This is a genomic window from Streptomyces sp. CNT360, assembly GCF_000424785.1.
Window position 1 is genome coordinate 181,467 of the sequence record NZ_AUKO01000002.1, and the last position, 18,875, is coordinate 200,341.

Annotated in this window: 16 protein-coding genes and 1 pseudogene; 6 read left to right on the forward strand and 11 right to left on the reverse strand. The window is 71.6% G+C overall.

The window, feature by feature from the left end; all coding sequences use genetic code 11:
• Nucleotides 1-4: 4 nt before the first annotated feature.
• From H297_RS0105300 to H297_RS34620, 4 genes are read left to right on the forward strand one after another with little or no spacing between them, the layout of a single operon-like run.
• The gene (locus tag H297_RS0105300) at nt 5-1,645 is read left to right on the forward strand and encodes a thiamine pyrophosphate-binding protein (protein ID WP_027736197.1); all 1,641 of its coding nucleotides are present in this window, start codon (nt 5-7) and stop codon (nt 1,643-1,645) included.
• 13 nt (nt 1,646-1,658) lie between these two features.
• Nucleotides 1,659-2,651, forward strand: a complete 993-nt coding sequence (locus H297_RS0105305) for a PDR/VanB family oxidoreductase (protein WP_051351553.1) — start codon at nt 1,659-1,661, stop codon at nt 2,649-2,651.
• 47 nt (nt 2,652-2,698) lie between these two features.
• The gene (locus H297_RS0105310) at nt 2,699-2,932 is read left to right on the forward strand and encodes a recombinase-like helix-turn-helix domain-containing protein (protein WP_027736199.1); all 234 of its coding nucleotides are present in this window, start codon (nt 2,699-2,701) and stop codon (nt 2,930-2,932) included.
• A gap of 2 nt (nt 2,933-2,934) precedes the next feature.
• The gene (locus H297_RS34620) at nt 2,935-4,059 is read left to right on the forward strand and encodes an aromatic ring-hydroxylating oxygenase subunit alpha (protein WP_078513761.1); all 1,125 of its coding nucleotides are present in this window, start codon (nt 2,935-2,937) and stop codon (nt 4,057-4,059) included.
• Here H297_RS34620 and H297_RS41205 read toward each other — a convergent pair.
• The 7 genes from H297_RS41205 to H297_RS0105345 all read right to left on the reverse strand — a co-directional run bounded on the left by H297_RS41205 (nt 3,963) and on the right by H297_RS0105345 (nt 12,990).
• On the reverse strand, nt 3,963-4,523 hold the full coding sequence (locus H297_RS41205) for a MarR family transcriptional regulator (protein ID WP_078513762.1): 561 nt from the start codon (nt 4,521-4,523) through the stop codon (nt 3,963-3,965). The two genes, H297_RS34620 and H297_RS41205, sit on opposite strands and share 97 nt — an antisense overlap.
• A gap of 274 nt (nt 4,524-4,797) precedes the next feature.
• Nucleotides 4,798-6,489 (reverse strand): AMP-binding protein, encoded by a 1,692-nt coding sequence (locus H297_RS0105320; protein WP_027736200.1) that lies wholly within the window; start codon nt 6,487-6,489, stop codon nt 4,798-4,800.
• 882 nt (nt 6,490-7,371) lie between these two features.
• Complete coding sequence (locus tag H297_RS0105325; RefSeq protein ID WP_027736201.1) at nt 7,372-8,076, reverse strand: peptidoglycan-binding protein; 705 nt, start codon at nt 8,074-8,076, stop codon at nt 7,372-7,374.
• Between the two features lie 188 nt (nt 8,077-8,264).
• Complete coding sequence (locus tag H297_RS0105330; protein WP_027736202.1) at nt 8,265-9,263, reverse strand: winged helix-turn-helix domain-containing protein; 999 nt, start codon at nt 9,261-9,263, stop codon at nt 8,265-8,267.
• A 291-nt stretch (nt 9,264-9,554) separates the two neighbouring features.
• On the reverse strand, nt 9,555-10,466 hold the full coding sequence (locus tag H297_RS0105335) for a hypothetical protein (protein WP_027736203.1): 912 nt from the start codon (nt 10,464-10,466) through the stop codon (nt 9,555-9,557).
• A gap of 269 nt (nt 10,467-10,735) precedes the next feature.
• Nucleotides 10,736-12,214, reverse strand: coding sequence for a serine/threonine-protein kinase (locus tag H297_RS0105340; RefSeq protein ID WP_027736204.1), 1,479 nt, complete (start codon nt 12,212-12,214; stop codon nt 10,736-10,738).
• Nucleotides 12,211-12,990, reverse strand: coding sequence for a hypothetical protein (locus tag H297_RS0105345; RefSeq protein ID WP_027736205.1), 780 nt, complete (start codon nt 12,988-12,990; stop codon nt 12,211-12,213). The genes H297_RS0105340 and H297_RS0105345 overlap by 4 nt, the downstream gene beginning before the upstream one ends.
• 254 nt (nt 12,991-13,244) lie before the next feature.
• Here H297_RS0105345 and H297_RS0105350 point away from each other — a divergent pair.
• A pseudogene (locus H297_RS0105350) lies at nt 13,245-13,391 on the forward strand (amino acid permease); the annotation flags it as partial.
• Nucleotides 13,392-13,558: 167 nt separating this feature from the next.
• Here the strand turns inward: H297_RS0105350 and asnB are convergent.
• From asnB to H297_RS0105370, 4 genes are all read right to left on the reverse strand, one after another.
• Complete coding sequence (asnB, locus tag H297_RS0105355; RefSeq protein ID WP_027736207.1) at nt 13,559-15,388, reverse strand: asparagine synthase (glutamine-hydrolyzing); 1,830 nt, start codon at nt 15,386-15,388, stop codon at nt 13,559-13,561.
• A gap of 288 nt (nt 15,389-15,676) precedes the next feature.
• Nucleotides 15,677-16,213, reverse strand: a complete 537-nt coding sequence (locus H297_RS0105360; RefSeq protein WP_027736208.1) for a hypothetical protein — start codon at nt 16,211-16,213, stop codon at nt 15,677-15,679.
• A gap of 361 nt (nt 16,214-16,574) precedes the next feature.
• Nucleotides 16,575-16,949, reverse strand: coding sequence for a VOC family protein (locus tag H297_RS0105365; RefSeq protein WP_027736209.1), 375 nt, complete (start codon nt 16,947-16,949; stop codon nt 16,575-16,577).
• Nucleotides 16,950-17,147: 198 nt separating this feature from the next.
• Entirely contained in the window at nt 17,148-18,320 is a 1,173-nt protein-coding gene (locus tag H297_RS0105370) for an aldose epimerase family protein (protein ID WP_027736210.1), read from the reverse strand.
• A gap of 226 nt (nt 18,321-18,546) precedes the next feature.
• Between H297_RS0105370 and H297_RS0105375 the strand changes: the two genes are divergently transcribed.
• Entirely contained in the window at nt 18,547-18,804 is a 258-nt protein-coding gene (locus H297_RS0105375; RefSeq protein ID WP_027736211.1) for a hypothetical protein, read from the forward strand.
• Nucleotides 18,805-18,875: the final 71 nt, after the last annotated feature.

Consider the following 18,875-nt stretch of genomic DNA (forward strand, 5'->3'; position numbering starts at 1 on the left):
CCCCATGCGTTACGACAACGGAGGCGACCTGCTCGTCGCCGTCCTACGCGAACTCGGCATCGAGGTGGTCTTCGGCATCGTCAGCGTGCACAACCTGCCGCTCGTCGAGGCCGTCGACCGCGAGCTGCGGTTCGTTCCCGTACGGCACGAGGCGAGCGCCGTCAACGCCGCCGACGCCTGGGGACGTGCGCGCGGCGGTATCGGCTGCGCCCTGACCTCCACCGGCACCGGCGCGGGCAACGCCGCCGGCTCGCTCATCGAGTCCCTCAGCGCGGGCACAGCCGTGCTGCACGTCACCGGGCAGATCGACAGCGCCCACCTGGGTGGCGGGCGCGGCTTCATCCACGAGACCAAGGACCAACTCGGCATGCTCAGAGCGGTCTCGGCCCACGCGGCCACGATCGGCTCCGCCCACGAGTCCGGTGCGGTACTGCGCGCCGCAGCCGCCGCGGCGCTGGCCATCCCCGGAGGCCCGGCCAGCGTCGAGTGGCCCGTCGACCTGCAGTACGCGCCGCAGACCGACCGGAGCCGGCCGCCCCGGCCGGCCGCGCTGCCGCACCCCGGCGACAGCGCGCTGGACGCCGCTGCCGACGCCCTGGCCGCCGCCCGCCGGCCCCTGGTGTGGGCGGGCGGCGGCGCGACCCGGGCCGGTGACGCGCTGGGCGTCCTGCTGGAGGCGACCGGTGCCGGGCTGCTGACGTCCAACTCCGGGCGCGGTGCCGTGCCCGAGGACCATCCGCGGGTGGTCGGCAACTTCGCCACCGCACCCGCGGCCCGCGCCCTGCTCGCCGACGCCGATCTGCTCCTCACCGTCGGCACCCACTTCCGCTCCAACGAGACCGCCGACTACGCCCTGGCCCTGCCGGCCGTCCACCTCCAGATCGACGCCGACGCCGCCGCGCTCGGCCGCGTCTACCCGGTGACGCACCCGCTGCACGGCGACGCGGCCCGCGTGCTGGACGCGCTGACCGCGACCCTGCCGGGCACCCCGCGCACCGAGGAGAGCTGGCCCGGACGCGTCACCGAGGTGCGCGCCCGGGTACGTACCGCGCTGCACGAGAACATCGGGCCGCAGGCCGCCGTCTGCGACGCGCTGCGGGCCGCGCTCCCCCGCCGTGCCGTCGTCGCCCGCGACGTCACCATCCCCTCCTCCAGCTGGGGCAACCGGCTGCTGGAGGTCCACGACCCGCGCGACAACGTCTTTCCGCGCGGCGGCGGCATCGGCCAGGGCCTCGGCATGGGGATCGGTGCCGCGCTGGCCCGCCCGGACGAACCCACGGTGGTCATCGCGGGCGACGGCGGACTGGCCGTCCATCTGGGTGAATTGCTCACATTGGCGCAGGAACGCCCGCGTCTGACCCTCATCGTGTTCAACGACGGTGGCTACGGGGTGCTGCGCAACATGCAGGACGCGTACGCCGAGCGCCGCAGCGGCGTCGACCTGGCCACCCCCGACTTCGCCGGGCTCGCCACCGCCTGTGGTCTGCCGTACGCGCGGATCGCCGCCGCCGACGAGGCCGCCCCCGTCATCGACCGGGCCGTGGCGGCGCACGGGCCCACCCTCGTGGAGGTCGACCTGGCGGCGCTCGGCCCCATGAAGACGCCCTTCACTCCACCCGTCAAGATCCCCGCCGCAGGCGCGTGAGGAGGCAGCCCGCATGACCACCCACCCCGGATCCGGTGCGCCCCGGGACGGCGCCGCTCCCCCCTTCGTCCTGCTCGTCCACCGCACGACCTGGGAGGCCGACGGCGTCCTCTCCCTCGAACTCGTCCACCCCGAGGGCAAGCCGCTCCCGCCCTGGTCCCCCGGCGCCCACCTGGACGTGTCGGCCGGCGGACACCTCAGGCAGTACTCCTTGTGCTCGGACCCCCGCGACACCGGCCGCTACCGGATCGGTGTCCTCGACGAGCCCGACTCCCGGGGCGGTTCGCGCTACATCCACACGACGCTGCGTCCTGGCCAGACGGTCGAGGTGGCAGGTCCGCGCAACCACTTCGCGCTGGAAGAGGCCGAGGCGTACGTCTTCCTCGCCGGCGGCATAGGCATCACCCCCCTGCTGCCCATGGCCCGCGAGGCCGAGCGCCTGGGCGTGCCGTACCGCCTCGTGCACGGTGGCCGCAGCCGGCTGTCCATGGCGTTCCGCGAGGAACTGGCCGCCCTGCGGGGTGGCACCGTGCAGTGGGTGCCCCAGGACGAACTCGGCCACATCGATCTGCGGGCCGCCCTCGCGGACCTGTCCGCGGGCACGCTGGTCTACTGCTGCGGTCCCGAGCCGCTGCTGGCCGCCGTCGAAGCGGCCTGCCCGGCGGCGCAACTGCGCCTGGAGCGGTTCGCCGCCCCGACCGGGACCGGCGGGCCGGCCGACGCCCGGAACGAGCACGAGGACGCCTTCGAGGTCGAGTGCCGCGCCTCCGGGGTCACTCTCGACGTCCCGCCGGACACCTCCGTCCTCGACGCCGCCGAGGCCGCGGGGCTGCCTGTGGCCAGCTCGTGCCGCGACGGCATCTGCGGTACATGCGAGACGCGGGTGCTCGAAGGCACCCCTGACCACCGCGACTTCCTCCTCAGCGAATCCGAACGCGCCGCGAGCACCACGATGATGATCTGCGTCTCGCGGTGCGCCTCCGGCCGGCTCGTCCTCGACCTGTGAGCAACCGTGCCCGGCCCGCCTCCACCCCGTACAGGAGACCACCACCCATGAGCACCGCAGAGCACCCCTGGCCCGCCTTGGACGTCCACCAGTCCCGCGCCCACGAACCCACCCCCTACGAGACGAAACTCGCCCGCACTCTGGAGGAGGTCTTCACCCAGGACGGACACGAGCTGGCCGACGTCGTCGCCGGGCTCAACGCCCGCCAGGTCCACACCCCTGACGGGCAGCCGTGGACCGAGGAGACCTTCACCGCCGAGATGCACCGCCTGGGAGCCTGACCATGCCGCACACCCCGCTGTCCACCGCCGCCAGCGCGGAACACATCTACGCCAACGGGCTGCGCAACCAGTGGCACCCCGTCGTCCCCTCGCACTTCGTGCGGCCCGGCGGGCTGCGCAAGGTGACGGCCCTGGGCGAGAGCTGGCTGTTGTTCCGGCGCGCCGACGGCACCCTCGCCATGCTCGCCGACCGCTGCCCGCACCGTGGAGCACCGCTCTCCCTGGGCCGGCACCTGGGCGACCGTATCGCCTGCTGGTACCACGGTGTCGAGGTCGACGGGGCCGGTACCGTCGCCTCCGTCCCCGGGCTGCCCGGCTGCGCGCTGGAGGGCCGCACGCTGGTCACCTCCCTGCCCGTACGGGAGACCGGCGGCGCGATCCTCGCGTACTTCGGCGACGAGAACCACCCGGAACCGAGCGAGCTGACCCTGCCCGAGCCGCTCACGGACCCGGACATCTCCTCCTTCCTGTGCTACGCCGAGTGGGAGGTGCCCTGGCGGTACGCCATGGAGAACCTGCTCGACCCCATGCACGGCGCCTTCCTGCACCGCGACTCGCACACCATGTACGACGGCGACACCACCGCGAAGTTCCGCATCAGGGAGACCGGGCGCGGCTACTTCTTCGAAAAGACCGACCAGCGCGGCGTCAACTTCGACTGGGTCGAGCTGTGCCGCACCGGTGTCGACTGGGTCGACCTGTCCATCCCGTACCCGCCCTCGGCCGGGCCCGGCGGCCCGTTCGGCATCGTGGGGATGGCCTGCCCGGTCGACGCGGGACGCACCGGGGTCTTCTTCTGGCGCTACCGCCGGGTCTCGGGCTGGCAGCGGGACACCTGGCGGTTCCTGTACCGGACGCTGATCGAGGAGCGGCACTGGCAGGTGCTGGAACAGGACAGGCTCATGCTGGAGGCCATGCCGCACGACGCCGACCAGCGGGAGAATCTCTACCAGCACGACCTGGGCGTGGTGCGGCTGCGCCGCCTCTACCAGAGCCAGGCCAGGGAGCAGGCGGCACCACGGGCCGGGTCTCAGACCTCCGGGCCGGTCCCGGTGCCCTCGGCGGTCCCGGCAGAGCCGTCGTCCAGCAGGGAGCGTTCCAGTTTGGAGAGCAGCCGGGCCAACTGACGGCGCTCGGCCGGTGTGAGACCGCCGAGCATCCGGCGCTCGTTGTCCAGATGCTCGGCGAACACCTCGTCCACCTTCGCCAGCCCCGCGTCCGTCAGCCGGGAGTAGACGATCCGCCGGTCGTCGGCGTCCCTCTCACGCACCAGCAGTCCATCCTTCTCCAGCCGGTCGATCCGCAGTGTCACACCTGCCGAGGAGACCAGACCGGAGTCCGCCAACTGCCCCGCCGTCAGGCGGTAGGGGGAGCCCGCCCGGCGCAGCGCCGTCAGCACGTCGAAACCGGCCACGGAGAGCCCGTGCCGCTCGATGGGACGCTGCATCCGGGCGCTGTAATGCAGAAAGGAACGGTGCAACCGGGCGAGCACCTCCAGCGGGGCCGTGTCCAGGTCGGGCCGCTCGCGCGCCCAGTCCTCGACGATGCCCGCCACCGCGTCCCGCCGCCCCGCGGCCTTGCCCGCCGCCATACCGCCCCCTCACCTCGGTGTCCGTGACAGCGAGAAAATCTTAGCGGTTAGACGAATGGGACGGTGCGGCCCCGGTCGGCACCTTCAGCGCCGCGGGAGTACCCAGCAGTCCTGGACGAAGCGACAGCCGACGTCGAAGCGGAGCCCGCCGCCGCCAGTCAATTGCCTGCGTCGTCGGCCGGATGACTGCGACGGCTGCACCGGCGGTCATGGCAGCAACGACGCCAGCACAGCGCAGCGCAGCGTTCCTGGCGGGCCATGGCGCCCCTCCCCCTCATCCGCTGCTCGGCCGGATCCGCTCCAGCAAACCGGCTGCCGCCTCCTCGGCCGCCTGGGCGCGGACCTGGTAGGGGACCTTCTTGCCGGTGGCGGTCACCGGCAGTACGTCGGTGAAGCGGTAGGCGCGCGGGCGCTTGCAGGCGGCGAGCATCGGGTGCGCCTGACAGTGTTTGTCCAGGTCCGCAGCGCTCACCTCGCAGTCGCGGCGTACGACATACGCGGTGACCATCCGGCCCCACTCGGGGTCGGGAGCGCCGACCACCGCGCAGTCGGCGACACCGGGGTGCCGGCTCAGCACCTCTTCCACCTGTACGGGGTGCACGTTCTCCCCGCCGGTCAGGATCATGTCGTCGCGGCGCCCCATCAGCGTCACGTACTCCTCCTCGTCCCAGGTGGCGAGGTCGCCGATGTGGAGCCACCCGTCGCGGAAGTTCTCCGCCTCCTCGTCCGCGCGTGCGGTGTAGGCGCACGCGGACTTCACGGAGCGCACGATGACCTCGCCGGCCTCCGTCCCGTCCTTGGCGGCCAGGTCGTCGGGCGCGGCCCTGCGGTCCTCGTACACCTTCACCACCGCGACGTCGTCGTCGGTGCAGGCCCGGCCGGCGCTTCCGGCGTGCTCCGGAAGGTCGGCGGGGCGCAGGAAGGTGTTCCAGAACGCCTCGGTGGTGCCGTAGCCGTTGAAGATCTGCGGGGTGAGCGTCGACTGGTAGCGCAGGCAGGCCCCGCGGTCCAGCGGCGCGCCCATGGTGACGATGCCGCGCAGCGTCGACAGGTCGCGGGCGCGGCTCTCCTGCGCGTCGGCGAGCCGCTCCAGGTTGGCCGGCGCCCCGATGAGGAAGGTCAGCCCCTGCTCCTCGACCAGGTCCAGCACGCTGTCGGCGTCGAAGTGGCGCAGCGGGACCACTTCGCCGCCCACGTACAGGACCGGGTTGGGTCCGCCCGAGTAGAGCCCTCCTCGGTGGAACCACGGTGACATGTTGAGGGTGCGGTCCTGGGGCGACAGCGGGAAGTGCATGATCACGTCGTGGGCGGAGAGCACCTCGGTGGCGTTGTTGAGCGGCACGCCCTTGGGGAGCCCGGTGGTGCCCGACGTGTAGAGGCGGGTGGTCTCCGCGTAGATCCCGCCCGACGGTTCGGGCAGCGGCGGGTGCCCGCAGCCGCGGGCAGCCAGCGCAGGGAAAGGCACCGAGCCGGGCAGCGGCCGGCCCCTCTCCTGGCCGGTCTCCTGGCCGGCGTCGACGTGGACGACCAGCGCCGGGCGGTGCGCGGCCAGCGCCAACGCCTGCCCGGCGCGCTCGGCCACCGCCGTGTCGAACACGAAGACGGCCGGTCTGCCGGTGTCCAGCACGTGCGCTGTCTCGCCAGGAGCCAGCCGGAAATCGACCGGCGAGCCGACCGCACCCATGCGCTGGGCCGCCAGGTACATCAAGACGAACTCCGGGCCGTTGAAGAGTTGGTAGGCGACCAGGTCACCGGCGCCGACCCCGGCCGCGACGAGCCCGGCGGCGACCCGCTCCACCTCCTCGCCCAGTTCCGCGTACGTCCACGAGCGGCCGGTGGCCGGGTCGAAGAGCGCGCGAGCGCGGGCACAGCGGTGGGTGTTGCGGCTGAACCCGGCCCAGTACGTGAACCGCTGCTCGAACACGCCGCGGAACGAGGCCGGGTCGTAGGCGGGCGTGCTGCTCATGTACATACCTCCCGATCTGGCCGGTGCGTCCGCATTTCTGTCCGGACAGCGGCGCAACTGCGCCCGCCGAAGGTTGCCGACGGCGGGCGACAGCGCGGGCGTCCGGGCCGTGTGGCGGTGCCCGGTCGCCGAGGGCGTGGCCGCGCGGCGCGGAGCACGCGAGGAGTGGCGGGGTCAGTGACGGGGCGCCCGCGAGCCGCCGGTCACGGCGCGGGGCGGTGGCCGGTCCGGGTACGGCGGCGCCGTTCGAAACCCGCGGCGGCCTGTGGGCCTCGGGGGTCACCGGGTACGCATGCAGGGTGCCCGGGACGGAGCGCCGGGGGGCTGATCGGTGTGCGCGAGCTGCGACATCCGACGACGCCTGTAACAGATCGGACGGCTGTCATGGCGCGGGGATCCGGGAGAGGGTCCCACTGGTCGTGGCAGTAGCCGAGGTGCGCTCGTGCGCCGGCGGCGACGCACGGGGAAGAGCGTCCGGATGACCGGCCCGCGGGGGTCCGCGCCGTGCGGCACGGACGCGGCAGCGGTTGCTCAGTCACGCCGCCTTTATATCATTGGCCTATACACGTATGAGGGCGGCCGTCTCCCCCGGGCACCACCCGGGTACTGCACCCGGCCCGCTGGAAGCTGTGCCGCCGTGGCGCAAGACAACACAGAATCGCCATCCGCCCACCAGCATCGGGCGAATGGCGATTCAGCGAAAGGACGACCGGCGCATCGTTGCCTGCGGCCCTGGGACGGCTTGCGTCTGCACGGCCCGACGGCGCTCAACCGCGGGCAGCAGTCGACGCGCCGGGCACCCGCAGCGTCATGCTCCTGTCAGGGCGACGACTGCCGGAGCGGCCCGCTGCTGCCCGGGCCGCCCGGCCATGGGCTGTTCGGTCAGGGGATCGGCGGGACCGTCGGGCCCTCCTGCGCGAGCAGGTCGCGGGCGAACTGCTCCCACTGCGCGTAACGGTCGGGGTACGCCGAGCCCTGGACGGCCTGGCAGACATCGCCGGGCGGCATGGTCTCCCAGCCGGCGATCTGGATCAGTCCCGGGTTGGTGCCGAAGTCGGCCACTCCGTAGAAGGACTTGGACGAGGTAGGCACATCGGTGATCTGTTCCGGAGTGCCCCATCCGGTGCTGGGGCGCTGCTGGAAGATGCCGAGGGAGTCGTGGTCCACCGGCGTCAGGTAGTTGACGAACTTCGACTCCTGCATGGCCGTCATCAACGCGATGACCTGCCCCTGCTCGGGGATGCCCGCGCCCTTCCCGACGCCGATGACGGTACGGGCGTTGGCCAGCTCCTCCGGGCCGAGGTCGGCGGCTGTCCGGAAGGTCTGGTGCAGCTCGGTGTCGGAGGCCCGGTCGAGGGCCTTGGCGGTGGCTCTGTCGACCGAGCCGGTACGAGCCAGCCCGTGCCGTTCCTGGAACTGCTTCAGGCCGTGGCCGCTCTTCCCCACGGCGGAACCGGACGCGGCGGTGCCGGACGCGGACGTGGGAGAGGTGGACGACGCCTGGGCCACGCCGGGTACGGCGAGCAGGGTTCCCGCGGCGACGAGAGAGGCGGCCAGGACGGCGGGGCGGGTGAGATGGGTGCGCAACGCCAGCTCCTTCATGGGGTCGTCGTCGCGTCCTCGCCTCGTCCGCGGGCGTCCGCACCTACCTCGCGTGCCGACGCCGCGTGACGGGGCGTGCTGCCGGGACACGACGTGGTGGGGGGACAGGTGCACGACAGCCCGAACAGACTCCTCGCATGGGCATGACAGCGGCAACGGATGAAAGCCCAGACTTACGCCGCTCCCCCACCGCGCTCACCGCTGCGCAGCAGAGCCCGGCCCTCGGATGTCGTGACATGGAGAGCCCGCCCCGCCCGGCGCGCCGTCGTGACCAGGCCCGCAGCGCGCAGCACCTTCACGTGCTGGCTGACGGCCGGGTGCGTGACCCCCAGCAGGCGGGCCAGCTCCACCGTGGAGGCGCCCGTGCCGGCGGCGCTCAGAACAGCGGCGCGCGTGTGTCCGATGAGCTGTCCCAGGGCGGCGCCACCGCCTGGACGGCCGGGCGCCCCCGGACGGGACCACCCGCTCTCGTGGTCGATCGGGTACACCAGGACGGGTGGAAGCGCGCCGTCCGACAGCGTGACGGGGGTGGGCCAGCAGAAGAACGAGGGCTGGAGGAGAAGCCCCCGGCCGTTCAACCGCAGCTCGTGCTCGACGGGGTAGTCGGCCTCCAGGACGGGCGGACGCCACCGGAACCGGGGCCCGAGACCGGCCAGCAGCCCGTCGACGGCACCGTCGAGGAGGCCGTGCACCCGCAGGGCGCGGTCGGCGTCGATGTGCGCGTGCACCCGCTGCCAGAAGGGAGCCAGCACCTCCTGGTGGTACGCGTGCAGCACCTGCGCCAACTGCCGCAGTGCGCCGCTGTCGCCGTCGGCCAGCGAAGTCGTCCACTCCGGGAGCCGCCGCGAGGCCGCCACGCGCTGCAGGTCGGCGCGCAGCCGCGGGCGAGGTGTCCGGACGAGCGCGTCGACGGCCGCCGGGAGCGACTCGCGGTCGCCGCATGCGGGGGTGAGAAAGTCCGGCGAACAGCCGTGCGGCGGCAGGAGAGGCGAGAGGAGACCGCAGCTCTCCGGCAGCCGGGGCCGCGCCCAGCGGCGCCATTCGCCGAACACCCGTGTGCCGTCGGTGCGTTGCAGTGTCTGCACGCTGTTGCTGATCTCCCACAGATAGTCGGGCCCCGCCGAGACCCGCACCCGTGCCAGATCCTCGGCCGTGAAGTGCACCCGCAGCATGGCCTTCTTCCTCCCCGTGCCCCGTTTGTCCCGCGACGCCGCCCCTTCGCGCTTGTACCGCCTGACGCGCTCACGAGCCGCAGTGGCCTAGGCGACCGTCGAGGGGCGACCGCTGTCAAGAGGCCGGGCGGGCCCCACCGGAGGCGGCGGGAGGCGGATCCAGTGGAGGCGGTGGCCCCTGCCCGGGCCCCGCGCCCCCGCGCACGGCCGCGTGGGGACGAGACCTCAACCGTCGTCAGCCGAGGCCCCGTTGCTCGCCACATGCCCCGTGTGCCACATGGCACGCGCTGCTTACCTGCTCATCCGGCCCAGCAGAGCCGGATGGTCGGTGCCGCCGAGGTCACCGCCCGACACGCTCTCGAAGTCGAACCGAGGGGAGGCCATGATGTGCTGCACGCTGCGGTCTCCCTTCCGGGTGAAGCCGCTCGGCACGCAGTCCTGGGCGTCGATGTCGTGGTCGGCGTCCGGATAGGACAGGTTGAGGTCACCGCCGAAGACCGTGGCCCGCACGTCGCCCGCACCTGCAAGCCGCTCCTTGAGCAGGGCGCACTGTGCCTGCTGAGCCCTGCGGGCTTCCTGCTGCACCGCGGGAACGTCCGCCGCGCCGTCGTACTCGTCCTGGTCCACGGTCAGATGAGTGACGCAGGCGGTGGCTGCAGGGTACTCCGCGCACATGTAGGGCCGCAGTTCCGAGACGTGATACTTGCCGTTCCCGTCGTTCCGCTCGCTCACGTCCTTCTGCTGCGCACTCGTCGGGTAGACGCCACGCGTGACGTCGCCCTTGACGCCGACGGTTTTCGTCAGCGACAGGATGCCGATGCCGTAGGTGCCACGCTCGGGGGTGTGGTCGTCGGGGCCGCGGACGCACTGGTACTTCGCCGGAGGGTCGCCCGCCGACCTCGTGTACCCCGAGGCCTGCCAGGCCCGCTGGTAGGTGAGCCCGAGCTCCTCCTGGAGCTGGTGGAGCACCGTGTTCCCGACATCCGAGGTGATCCCGATGTCTTTCGAGCACCCTTCGTCGATGGTGATGAAGTCCGGCGTCTCGGGCCTCCCCTGGGCATCCTTCTCCTGTTGCAGGTCGCGCACCTTCTCGACCAGCGCGTACAGCGAGGAGCCCGGGTCGCCGACGCCGCCCTCATGCCAGCAGCCCCTGGCTTTGCCGCTCCGGCAGAGGTTGACCTGCAACACTTTCAGTGCGGTCACGGGTGCACGCTCCGCACGGGCTGCCGACAGCCCCGTCGTCGGGGCCGGTCCCGTTGCCCGACGCGGCGGCGCGCAGGCGAGCAGGGTGAGGGCAGCCGCCACGGCAACGGCCAACAGCGGGAACCGTGTGCGCAGTTGCGCAGTGAATACCATGAGTTCCACCCAAGCAACACGCCTGCCGGCAGACCACCTCGCACCTGTGAGGTTGCCTCGAAGGTCTCATCGGTGCAGTGGACGGATCCGAAGGGAGCTGCACCGTCGAGGTGTGCTCAGCAGTCCCGGACCCATCGGTGAGAGCCCACCCGGTAGGTACCGGCGAGGTTGCCCTGTTGATTGATGCTGGTGCATCCCACCCGCTGTTCGTAGTGGGGCCGCAAGTAGAACTCGACCTTGTAGTAAGGGTTGTCCTCGTCTCCGTTGTTGAACAGGGAGGCGATGGGTCTGCTACGGGTCCAGGCGCAGTGGCCGTTCTTCGGCCAGTCGCTGTCGTTCTTCCGGTAGCGGCAGATGTCGCCGTTGCCGTTCTCTTCGCTGAAGAAGCAGACATGGCCTGCAGGACAGCGGGCGTAGCCGTAGCCGCTGTTCTTCGCAGGTGGTTGGAGCAGGCTCCAGCCGATGCCCAGCCCGAGCCCGCACAGCAGCGCCAGGGTCCCGACAAGGGTGGTGCGCCGCCCCCGTTTCGGGGGCCTGTTCCTGCTGTCCGGCTCGTCATCCGGACCTGCCCTCGGCGCCTCCGCATCTCGACCCGGCTCGGCAGCCGAGGCCACCCTGGCCACCAGCGAGGCGCTGGTGTGCTGGGCGCGTGCCTCGTGTGTCGGGGCGAGGCAGTCGGCGATCAGCTCGCGCCAGACGTGTGGCAGCCGCGACGAGAGCGACAGCGGTGCGTTCCCCGAGACGTAGCGCAGCACGGCGTCGCGACGGAGACTCGGCGTACCGCCGGGGAAGGGGGGTGCGCCGGTCAGCAGCAGGCAGGCGAGGACGCCGAAGGCCCACACGTCGGCGGTCTGGCGCACGTGGATGCCGCGTGCGCCGGTCTCCGGCCAGAACAGCTCGGGGGGCGTGTAGTCGAGGGTCGAGAAGGCCGGCGCGTAGGCGTGCGTGCCTTCCAACTCGGCGGCAAGGTTGAAGTCGGCGAGCCGGGCGTCACCGCCGTCGAACAGCAGCACGTTCCCCGGCTTGAGATCGCCGTGCACCCAGCCTGCCGCGTGCAGATGCGCCAGCCCCTCGGAGACATGGGCCAGAATTCGCCCCGCCCCCGGCAGGGCGCCTCCCGGGCTCACCAGGTTCTTCAGGTGCAGCAGCGCGTCCAGTGAGCTCTCGGCCTGCTCGAACACCAGGACGCTGCAGCCGTCCAGCTCCGGGCGGTCCGCATCGTCCACGGTGTGTGCTTCGTACATCCGCACGAGGCGGGGGTGGCGCAGTTTCCTGTGCAGGCGCTGCTCGCGCTCCGAGAGCTCCTGAAGGTGCCTCAGCTGTCGCGGAGTGTGGGTCCCGGTGGCCACGAACTTCAAAGCAGCGGTCGCCGGGACCGTGTGACCGGCGGCCCTGATGCCCTCCGCCTCGACGCTGCTCTGCGCCCCGGCAGTGCGCTCGGCCTGGACGGTGCCTCCCGCCGCTTCGGGCCCCTCCGTGTCCCTGGCCGCGTAGACGCTGGAGAACGCGCCGGAGGCGAGCGGGTGCAGCACTTCCCAGCGCCCCACCCGGTACCCGAACGGCACGACGACCGAAAGCGGTCCCGAACGGTTCACCGCAGCAGGGTCGGAGGCCCGGCCGCCACCGTGGCCGTACTCAGCAGTTCGAGGTCGGTCTCGTTCACCAGGTCGAAGCGCAGGGCGAGCGAGGCCAGCTTCTCCTTCTTGCCGTGCAGGCGGTCACCGCACTCCGCGTCGCTCCGGGCCGGCTTCAGCCCGAGCTTGACCGCCAGGTAGTCGATGTTCCACTGCACGGACGCCCGGTTGACCCCTGGCCAGCTCGGCCGCATGCGCTCCATCATCTGCGTGGTGGTGGGCAGGGGCGCCAACGTCGCGCCGCGCAGCCGTGGTTCGCACAACGCGGTGAGGACGAGAAAGTAGCGCCTGCTGCGGTCCAGCGAGAAGGCGAGCGCCGTGGTCTGCCCCTCACCGTCCGCGCGCGTCCCCGATCGGTAGAGGTGGCGCGGCGCCCACACGTCGAACGTGGCCACCCCCTCCCGCGCGGGCAGCACCACCCTGGAGAACTCGAAAGGCACCGGCGCCTCCAGCCGTCCGGGCGCGACCTTGACGTGCTCGCCGGCGCCCTCCGGGTTCTCGACGACGTAGGTGTGGTGTCCGCTGAGGTTGCTGAGCATCCAGAAGGACGCACAAGCCGTCACATACCCGGCCGTCCGGGACACGGCTTCGTCGCCGAGGGCCAGTCGCCTCACAGCGGGCTTTGAGGCGTCGGCGTGCCGCTGTGCCCGCCCGAAGTACATCTGCTGCCCCGGCGTGAGCCGGACCTGTTCCTCCCCCTCCGCGCTTCCCGGCGGGACCACGATGATGCTGTCCATGGTGAACCTCCCCCCGATGCAACGCTTCAGATTAGGCAGCGGAAGCGGCAGCAGCCAAGGCCCACCGGCGCGCAGCTACCGCAGCGGGCGTCGACGAGGCGCCCGGCAGCAGGCGAGCGCCCCCGGCGGAAGCCGCGCGTGAGAAAAGGCGCTTCCCGTTCGCGCCGACCGCCCGGTGGACCCCCGAACGGATCGGGCCACTCCGGTGGGGGCGTCGCGTGGTGTCCGTGACCGGAGCGGGGCACAGGTGTTCCATGGAAGACGTCCCCGATCCAGCGGCGGACCGCTCCAGCCCGCTGCGCCAGGCCCTCACCACCACGCTCCTGTACTTCTTCATCCTCGGTGACATCTTGGGCGCCGGGGTGTACGTGCTGGTGGGCCAGGTCGCCGCGGAGTCGGGGCCGGGCACGCGCCGTCGTCCGGCGGGGGAAGACGCGGATACCCGGCGGTGAGGGGGCCGTACGGGGCGCGTGTTCGCGAGCCGGCACCGGCTGCCGGGGGAAGCCGGTGCCGGTGCCGTCGACCTGCACCGGCTCGGCATCGGGGCCCGATGCCGAGCCGCACGGTGTCAGAGCTTGACGGTGGGGTGGTGGATGTCGAACCACGCCCCGAGATCGAGGACGCGTTCCAGCAGCATCCGCTGGTGCTGCGACAGGTCGGCGGTGGGGCTGGTGGTGGCCACGGTGAGGCCGTCCCGGCTGACCAGGTCGACCGCCGGGTGGCCGGTGCGCAGCAGGTCGGCCGCCTGGGACTGGATGGCCGCCACGTAGCTGGGATCGAAGGTGCCCGGATAACCGCTCTTCTTCCGGTTGGCCACCGACTCCGGAAGGACCTCACGGGTCGCGGCGCGCAACAGGCTCTTCTCGCGCCCGTCGAACGTCTTGAGGGACCAGGGGGCGTTGAAGACGTACTGCACCAGGCGGTGGTCGCAGAACGGGACGCGGACCTCCAGGCCCACGGCCATGCTCATCCGGTCCTTGCGGTCCAGCAGGGTCTGCACCATGCGGCTCAGGTGCAGGTAGCTGACCACCCGCATCCGCTGGTCCAGGCCGGTCTCGCCGTCCAGCGCGGGGGTCTCCGCGACAGCCGACCGGTAGCTCTCCGCAATGAAGTCCCCTACGCCGAGCACGGGTTTGAGATCGTCGGCGACCCAACCGTTGGGATCGGTCAGCGCGTGCTGCCCCGCCAGCCAGGGAAAGGTCTCGGCCCACTGGCGCTCGTCGTGGAACCACGGGTAGCCGCCGAAGACCTCGTCGGCGGACTCTCCGGACAGCGCCACGGTCGAATAGCGGCGGACCGCGGCGAACAGCAGGTAGAGGGAGTTGTCACGGTCACCGATGCCCACCGGCAGGTCGCGGGCGCCCACGGCGGCCCGGCGGACCTCCGGGGCGGAGAGCGCGGCCCCGTCCAGGATGATGTCCTGGTGATCGCTGGCGACGTGTTCGGCGACGGCGTGGACGTACGGCGTGTCCTGGGTCGGCGCGACGTCGATGGCCTGGAAGTACTTGTCCTGGTCGGGGAAGTCGACGGCGAAGCTGCGGACGGTCTCGCCCTGGGGCGCGAGGTGGATCTGGGAGAGCGCGGTGAGCGCCGAGGAGTCCAGGCCGCCGGAGAGCAGCGTGCAGCGGGGCACGTCCGCCACGAGCTGCCGCTGGACGATGTCGTCCAGGAGTTCGCGGACGTGCGCGACGGTCTCCTCGCGGCTGTCCGTGTGGGGTTCGGAGCGCAGCTTCCAGTAGGTGCGGCGGCGCAGTCCCCCGCGGTCGAGGAGGATGATCTCGCCCGGGCGGACCTCCCGCATGCCCTCCCACACGGCGGCGCCGGGTGTCTTCACCCCGGCGAAGAGCTCCCGCAGGCCGTCGGCTCCGACCACCGGGTCGACGGTGGAGTTGGCGAGGATCGCCTTGGGCTCCGAGCCGAATATGACGCCGTCCTCGGTCTCGTAGTAGTAGAACGGCTTGATGCCCATGCGGTCGCGGATCATGACGAGCCGCTCGCTGCGGGCGTCCCAGATCGCGAAGGAGTACATACCGTTCAGATGCTCCACGAGCTGCTCGCCCCAGACGAGGTAGCCCCGGAGGACGACCTCGGGGTCCGAGTCGGTGTCGAACCGCTGTCCTGCGCGGCGCAGTTCCGCACGGAGCTCGGTGAAGTTGTACGCCTCGCCCGAGTAGACCATGCTGACCGCGCCGTCCGGCGTCTCCACGGTCATCGGCTGGGCGCCACCGGGCAGGTCGATGACGGCGAGCCGTCGGTGGCCCAGGGCCGCGTGGGGCGCGAGCCACACGCCTGCGGCGTCAGGGCCGCGGCACGACATGGTCTCGGTCATGGCGTCGAGCTCTTGCCGATGCGCCGTCAGGTCACGCCGGTAGGAGACCCAGCCAGTGATTCCGCACATATGCACCTCGTTCTGCCCGCGATGGTTGCCTCGGGACACTACTGCCCCATACACGCGACTGTTCCACGCGGCGAGACCGACCGCTCGGTGTGGCATTTCTGACAGGTGCACCGATGTTTATACGGCTTACCGCTCACGGCGCGTGAGCCCTCGCTGCCGCGGCCACCTCGGGCCGATGCACGCCACGGTGACGGCCCCTCATGGGCCGACCTGCTGCGAGGGCTGTGCCCACCCGCTCTGCTCCCCGGTGGTGGCGGGCGGCAAGGGAGTCACCGTAGTCGGGGCCCGTCAGTCCTCGTCCGTCCTGGCCAGGGCGTCGGTGATCATGCGGGTGGCGAAGTCGGGGTCCTCGGTGATGCGGTTGATGTGTTCCGCGAGCAGAAAAGCCGTGGCCTCCAGGGGAGTCAGCTCCTCCTTGGTCCAGTCCCCGTACTGCATACGCCACAGGTTGGGGCTCAGTCCGGTGCCCGCGGCGATGACGAGACCGGCCATGGTGGGGATGACCTCGCGGGGGATGCTCTTGGGCATCATGCGCAACGTGGCCACGAGGTTGGGCACCACGTACTCGATGACGTCCTTGCCGTGGTCCTCGTGAGCCTCCCGCAGCCACCGCATGAACATGTAGATGAGCGTGCACACGCCGTCCAGCACGTCCTGGACGCCCCTGCGTCCCATCGACGCGACGAGTTGGTCGCTCAGCGCCTGCTGTTCAGGGGTGACCTCGCCGTTGCTCTCGTGAATACTCTTGAGCCGCGAGTCGACCATCATGAGCGCCGCGCCCACGTCGCCGGCGGAAGCATGCTGGGGGTCACAGGACGATGTCACAGAGTTCCTCCTCACGTGACCGCGACAGGCAGCGCGGCGGTCCGACAGTAGACGGCGGGAAAGACGGGCGTCCGGCGTATTCCGACGGAGCCCCGGTCGCCGGCCACTCCTGCCTCGGGGCGGAGCGCCGACGCCGCAGGACTCGGCTTCCCCTCCGCCGGGCCCTCAGCGGCATCTCCGCTTCCACCTGCGGAAAGTCCCCGCCCGGGACCAGCCAGGACCTCGGTTCCGCCGACCGCCGGCCCGCGGGAGGGGCCGTCATTCCCGCCTCACCCTCAAGGGGGCCGGGTGCACGGGAAGTTGACTCAGGCCCTGCCGGCCGAGCGGCCCGCGCATGGGCGCAGTCGGCTCGCCGGGCCGGTCACGCGCCCTCCAGGAAGAGGCAGAAAGGGTGTCCGTGCGGATCCCGGAGAACGCGTACGTCGTCCTGCGGCTGGTACGCCTCCAGCGTGGCCCCGAGGGCACAGGCACGCTCGGTCTCCGCCTCCAGGTCATCGACCTGGAGGTCCAGGTGCGCCTGCATCTGCTGGGTGCCAGGGCCCTGCGGCCACACCGGAGGCGTGTGCTCGGTCTCCAGCTGGAAGCTGAGGCCGGGACGCTCACGCTCCGGCGCCCGCAGGCGGACCCAGTCCGGCTCGCGGTCGACCTCCTCCCACCCCAGGAGTGCCCGGTAGAAGTCGGCCAGTGCGGGCGGATCGGGAGAGCCGAGGACAAAGGCACCGAGCGTCGTCGTCATGCCACCACCATGCCCGCACCGACCCCTCTTACGCGTTGTTCCGGGCCGCCCCCTCCCGGCACCGCCCCTCCGCGCTGCCGGGGCCCCGCTCCAGGTGGTCGGGGACGCCCCGCGGGCCGGACCGGTGGGCGCCGCTTCCACCTGGGGTTCGACCGCCCGACAACTCGACCGCCCAACAGGGGGCGGGCCGGCGGTCCGTCAGTCCGTGCCGAAGGCGTAGAGCGTCGTGCTGCGGTGGGTTCGGCCGGGCCGCAGGACCGTGGAAGGAAAAGCGGGCTGGTTCGGGGAGTCGGGGAAGTGCTGGGTCTCCATGGCGAACCCGTCCCCTTGCCGGTAGACCGAACCCGAGGTGCCCGCGAAGGTGCTGCCGAGCTGGTTGCCGCTGTAGAACTGCACGCCGGGCTGGGTCGTGGCCACCCGCATGACGCGCCCGCTGCGCGGTTCACGCACCGTGGCGGCATGCTCCGGCCGGCGGGTGGCGCCCTTGTCCAGCACGAAGTTGTGGTCGTACCCGAGCCCGTAGAGGATCTGCTGGTGCGGCGTGCGCAGATCCTCGCCGATCGCCTTGGCTCGCCGGAAGTCGAAAGGTGTACCGGCCACCCGCGCCAGTTCTCCGGTGGGGATGAGGGTGGAGTCGACCGGTGTGTAGCGGGCGGCGTCGAGTCGCAGTTCGTGCCCGTAGACGTCTCCGCTGCCCTCGCCCGCAAGGTTGAAGTAGGTGTGGTTGGTGAGGTTGACGACGGTCGCGGTGTCCGCCGTAGCCGTGTAGTCGAGCCGGAAGGCCCCGTCCGAGGTGAGCGTGTAGTCCACGCGCACCTCCAGCGTGCCCGGATATCCTTGCTCGCCGTCCGGGCTGGTACGGGTGAGGGAGAGCCCGCACTCTCCGCGCCGGGTGAAGGGCTCCACGTGCCAGACGTGTTTGTCGAAACCCTTCGTGCCTCCGTGCAGGCTGTTGGGGCCGTCGTTGACCGGCAGATGGTACGTCTTCCCGTCGAGGGAGAAGCGGCCCCGGGCGATGCGGTTGCCGTACCGGCCGATGAGCGCCCCGAAGTAGGGAGAGTCCGCGACGTAGGAGCTCAGGTCGGAGAAGCCGAGGGAGACGTTCGCGTGCCGACCGTGCCGGTCGGGGACCTCCAGCGACTGGACGACACCACCGTAGGAGAGGACCCGCAGCCGCAACCCGCCGTTCCCCAGCGTCCAGCGCTCGACGGCCGTACCGTCCTCAAGCGTGCCGAAGTGCTCCTTCTCCGGTGCCCGCACACCGCCCTCCTCGCGTCCCGACGCCGCTGCGTCCCCCATGGCCGTACCGCTCACGACCAGCCCACTGGCCGCTGTGGCCGCCGCAAGAAATGTTCGTCTCCTTGTGGTCATGACTGCTCGCGCCCTCCATTCCGTTGACTTCTGTTCGATTTGCCAACTTTGGCGCACACCCGGTGGGGATGGCCAGAGGCGGTGCCCGGTCTCTGTCGTCGAGCGCGTGAGCGGCGTCTTCGACGCCCTCCCTCACGTCGTGGCGTCTGCACGGTGGCCCCGCCTTGCCCGGAAAGGTCCCTACCGGGCTCGCTCGGGTGCCAGGGCACGCCCTAGGCTCGTCGTCATGACCAACGGGGACATGCGCTACGGGCACTGCGGCGCGTGCGGAGGCAACGAGGTGTACCGGGGCGAGTACGCGGTCCAGGGGAGCCTGCGCAAGGCAGGTGGGGGCGTGTTCGGTTCGAAGCAGGCCCTGTTCGACGCCTTCGTCTGCGCGGCCTGCGGGAACACGCAGATGCACGTGCGGCTGGACCCGTCGATGGCCTCGCACATCCGAGCCAGGCTCGACAGGGTCCCACCGCAGTACGGTCCGGGCTGGTGACGGGAGGCCCGGCGGCCGGCCCGGCCATGGTGAGCGGGACATCGCTCGTGGCGGGCGGGACGGGGAAGGGG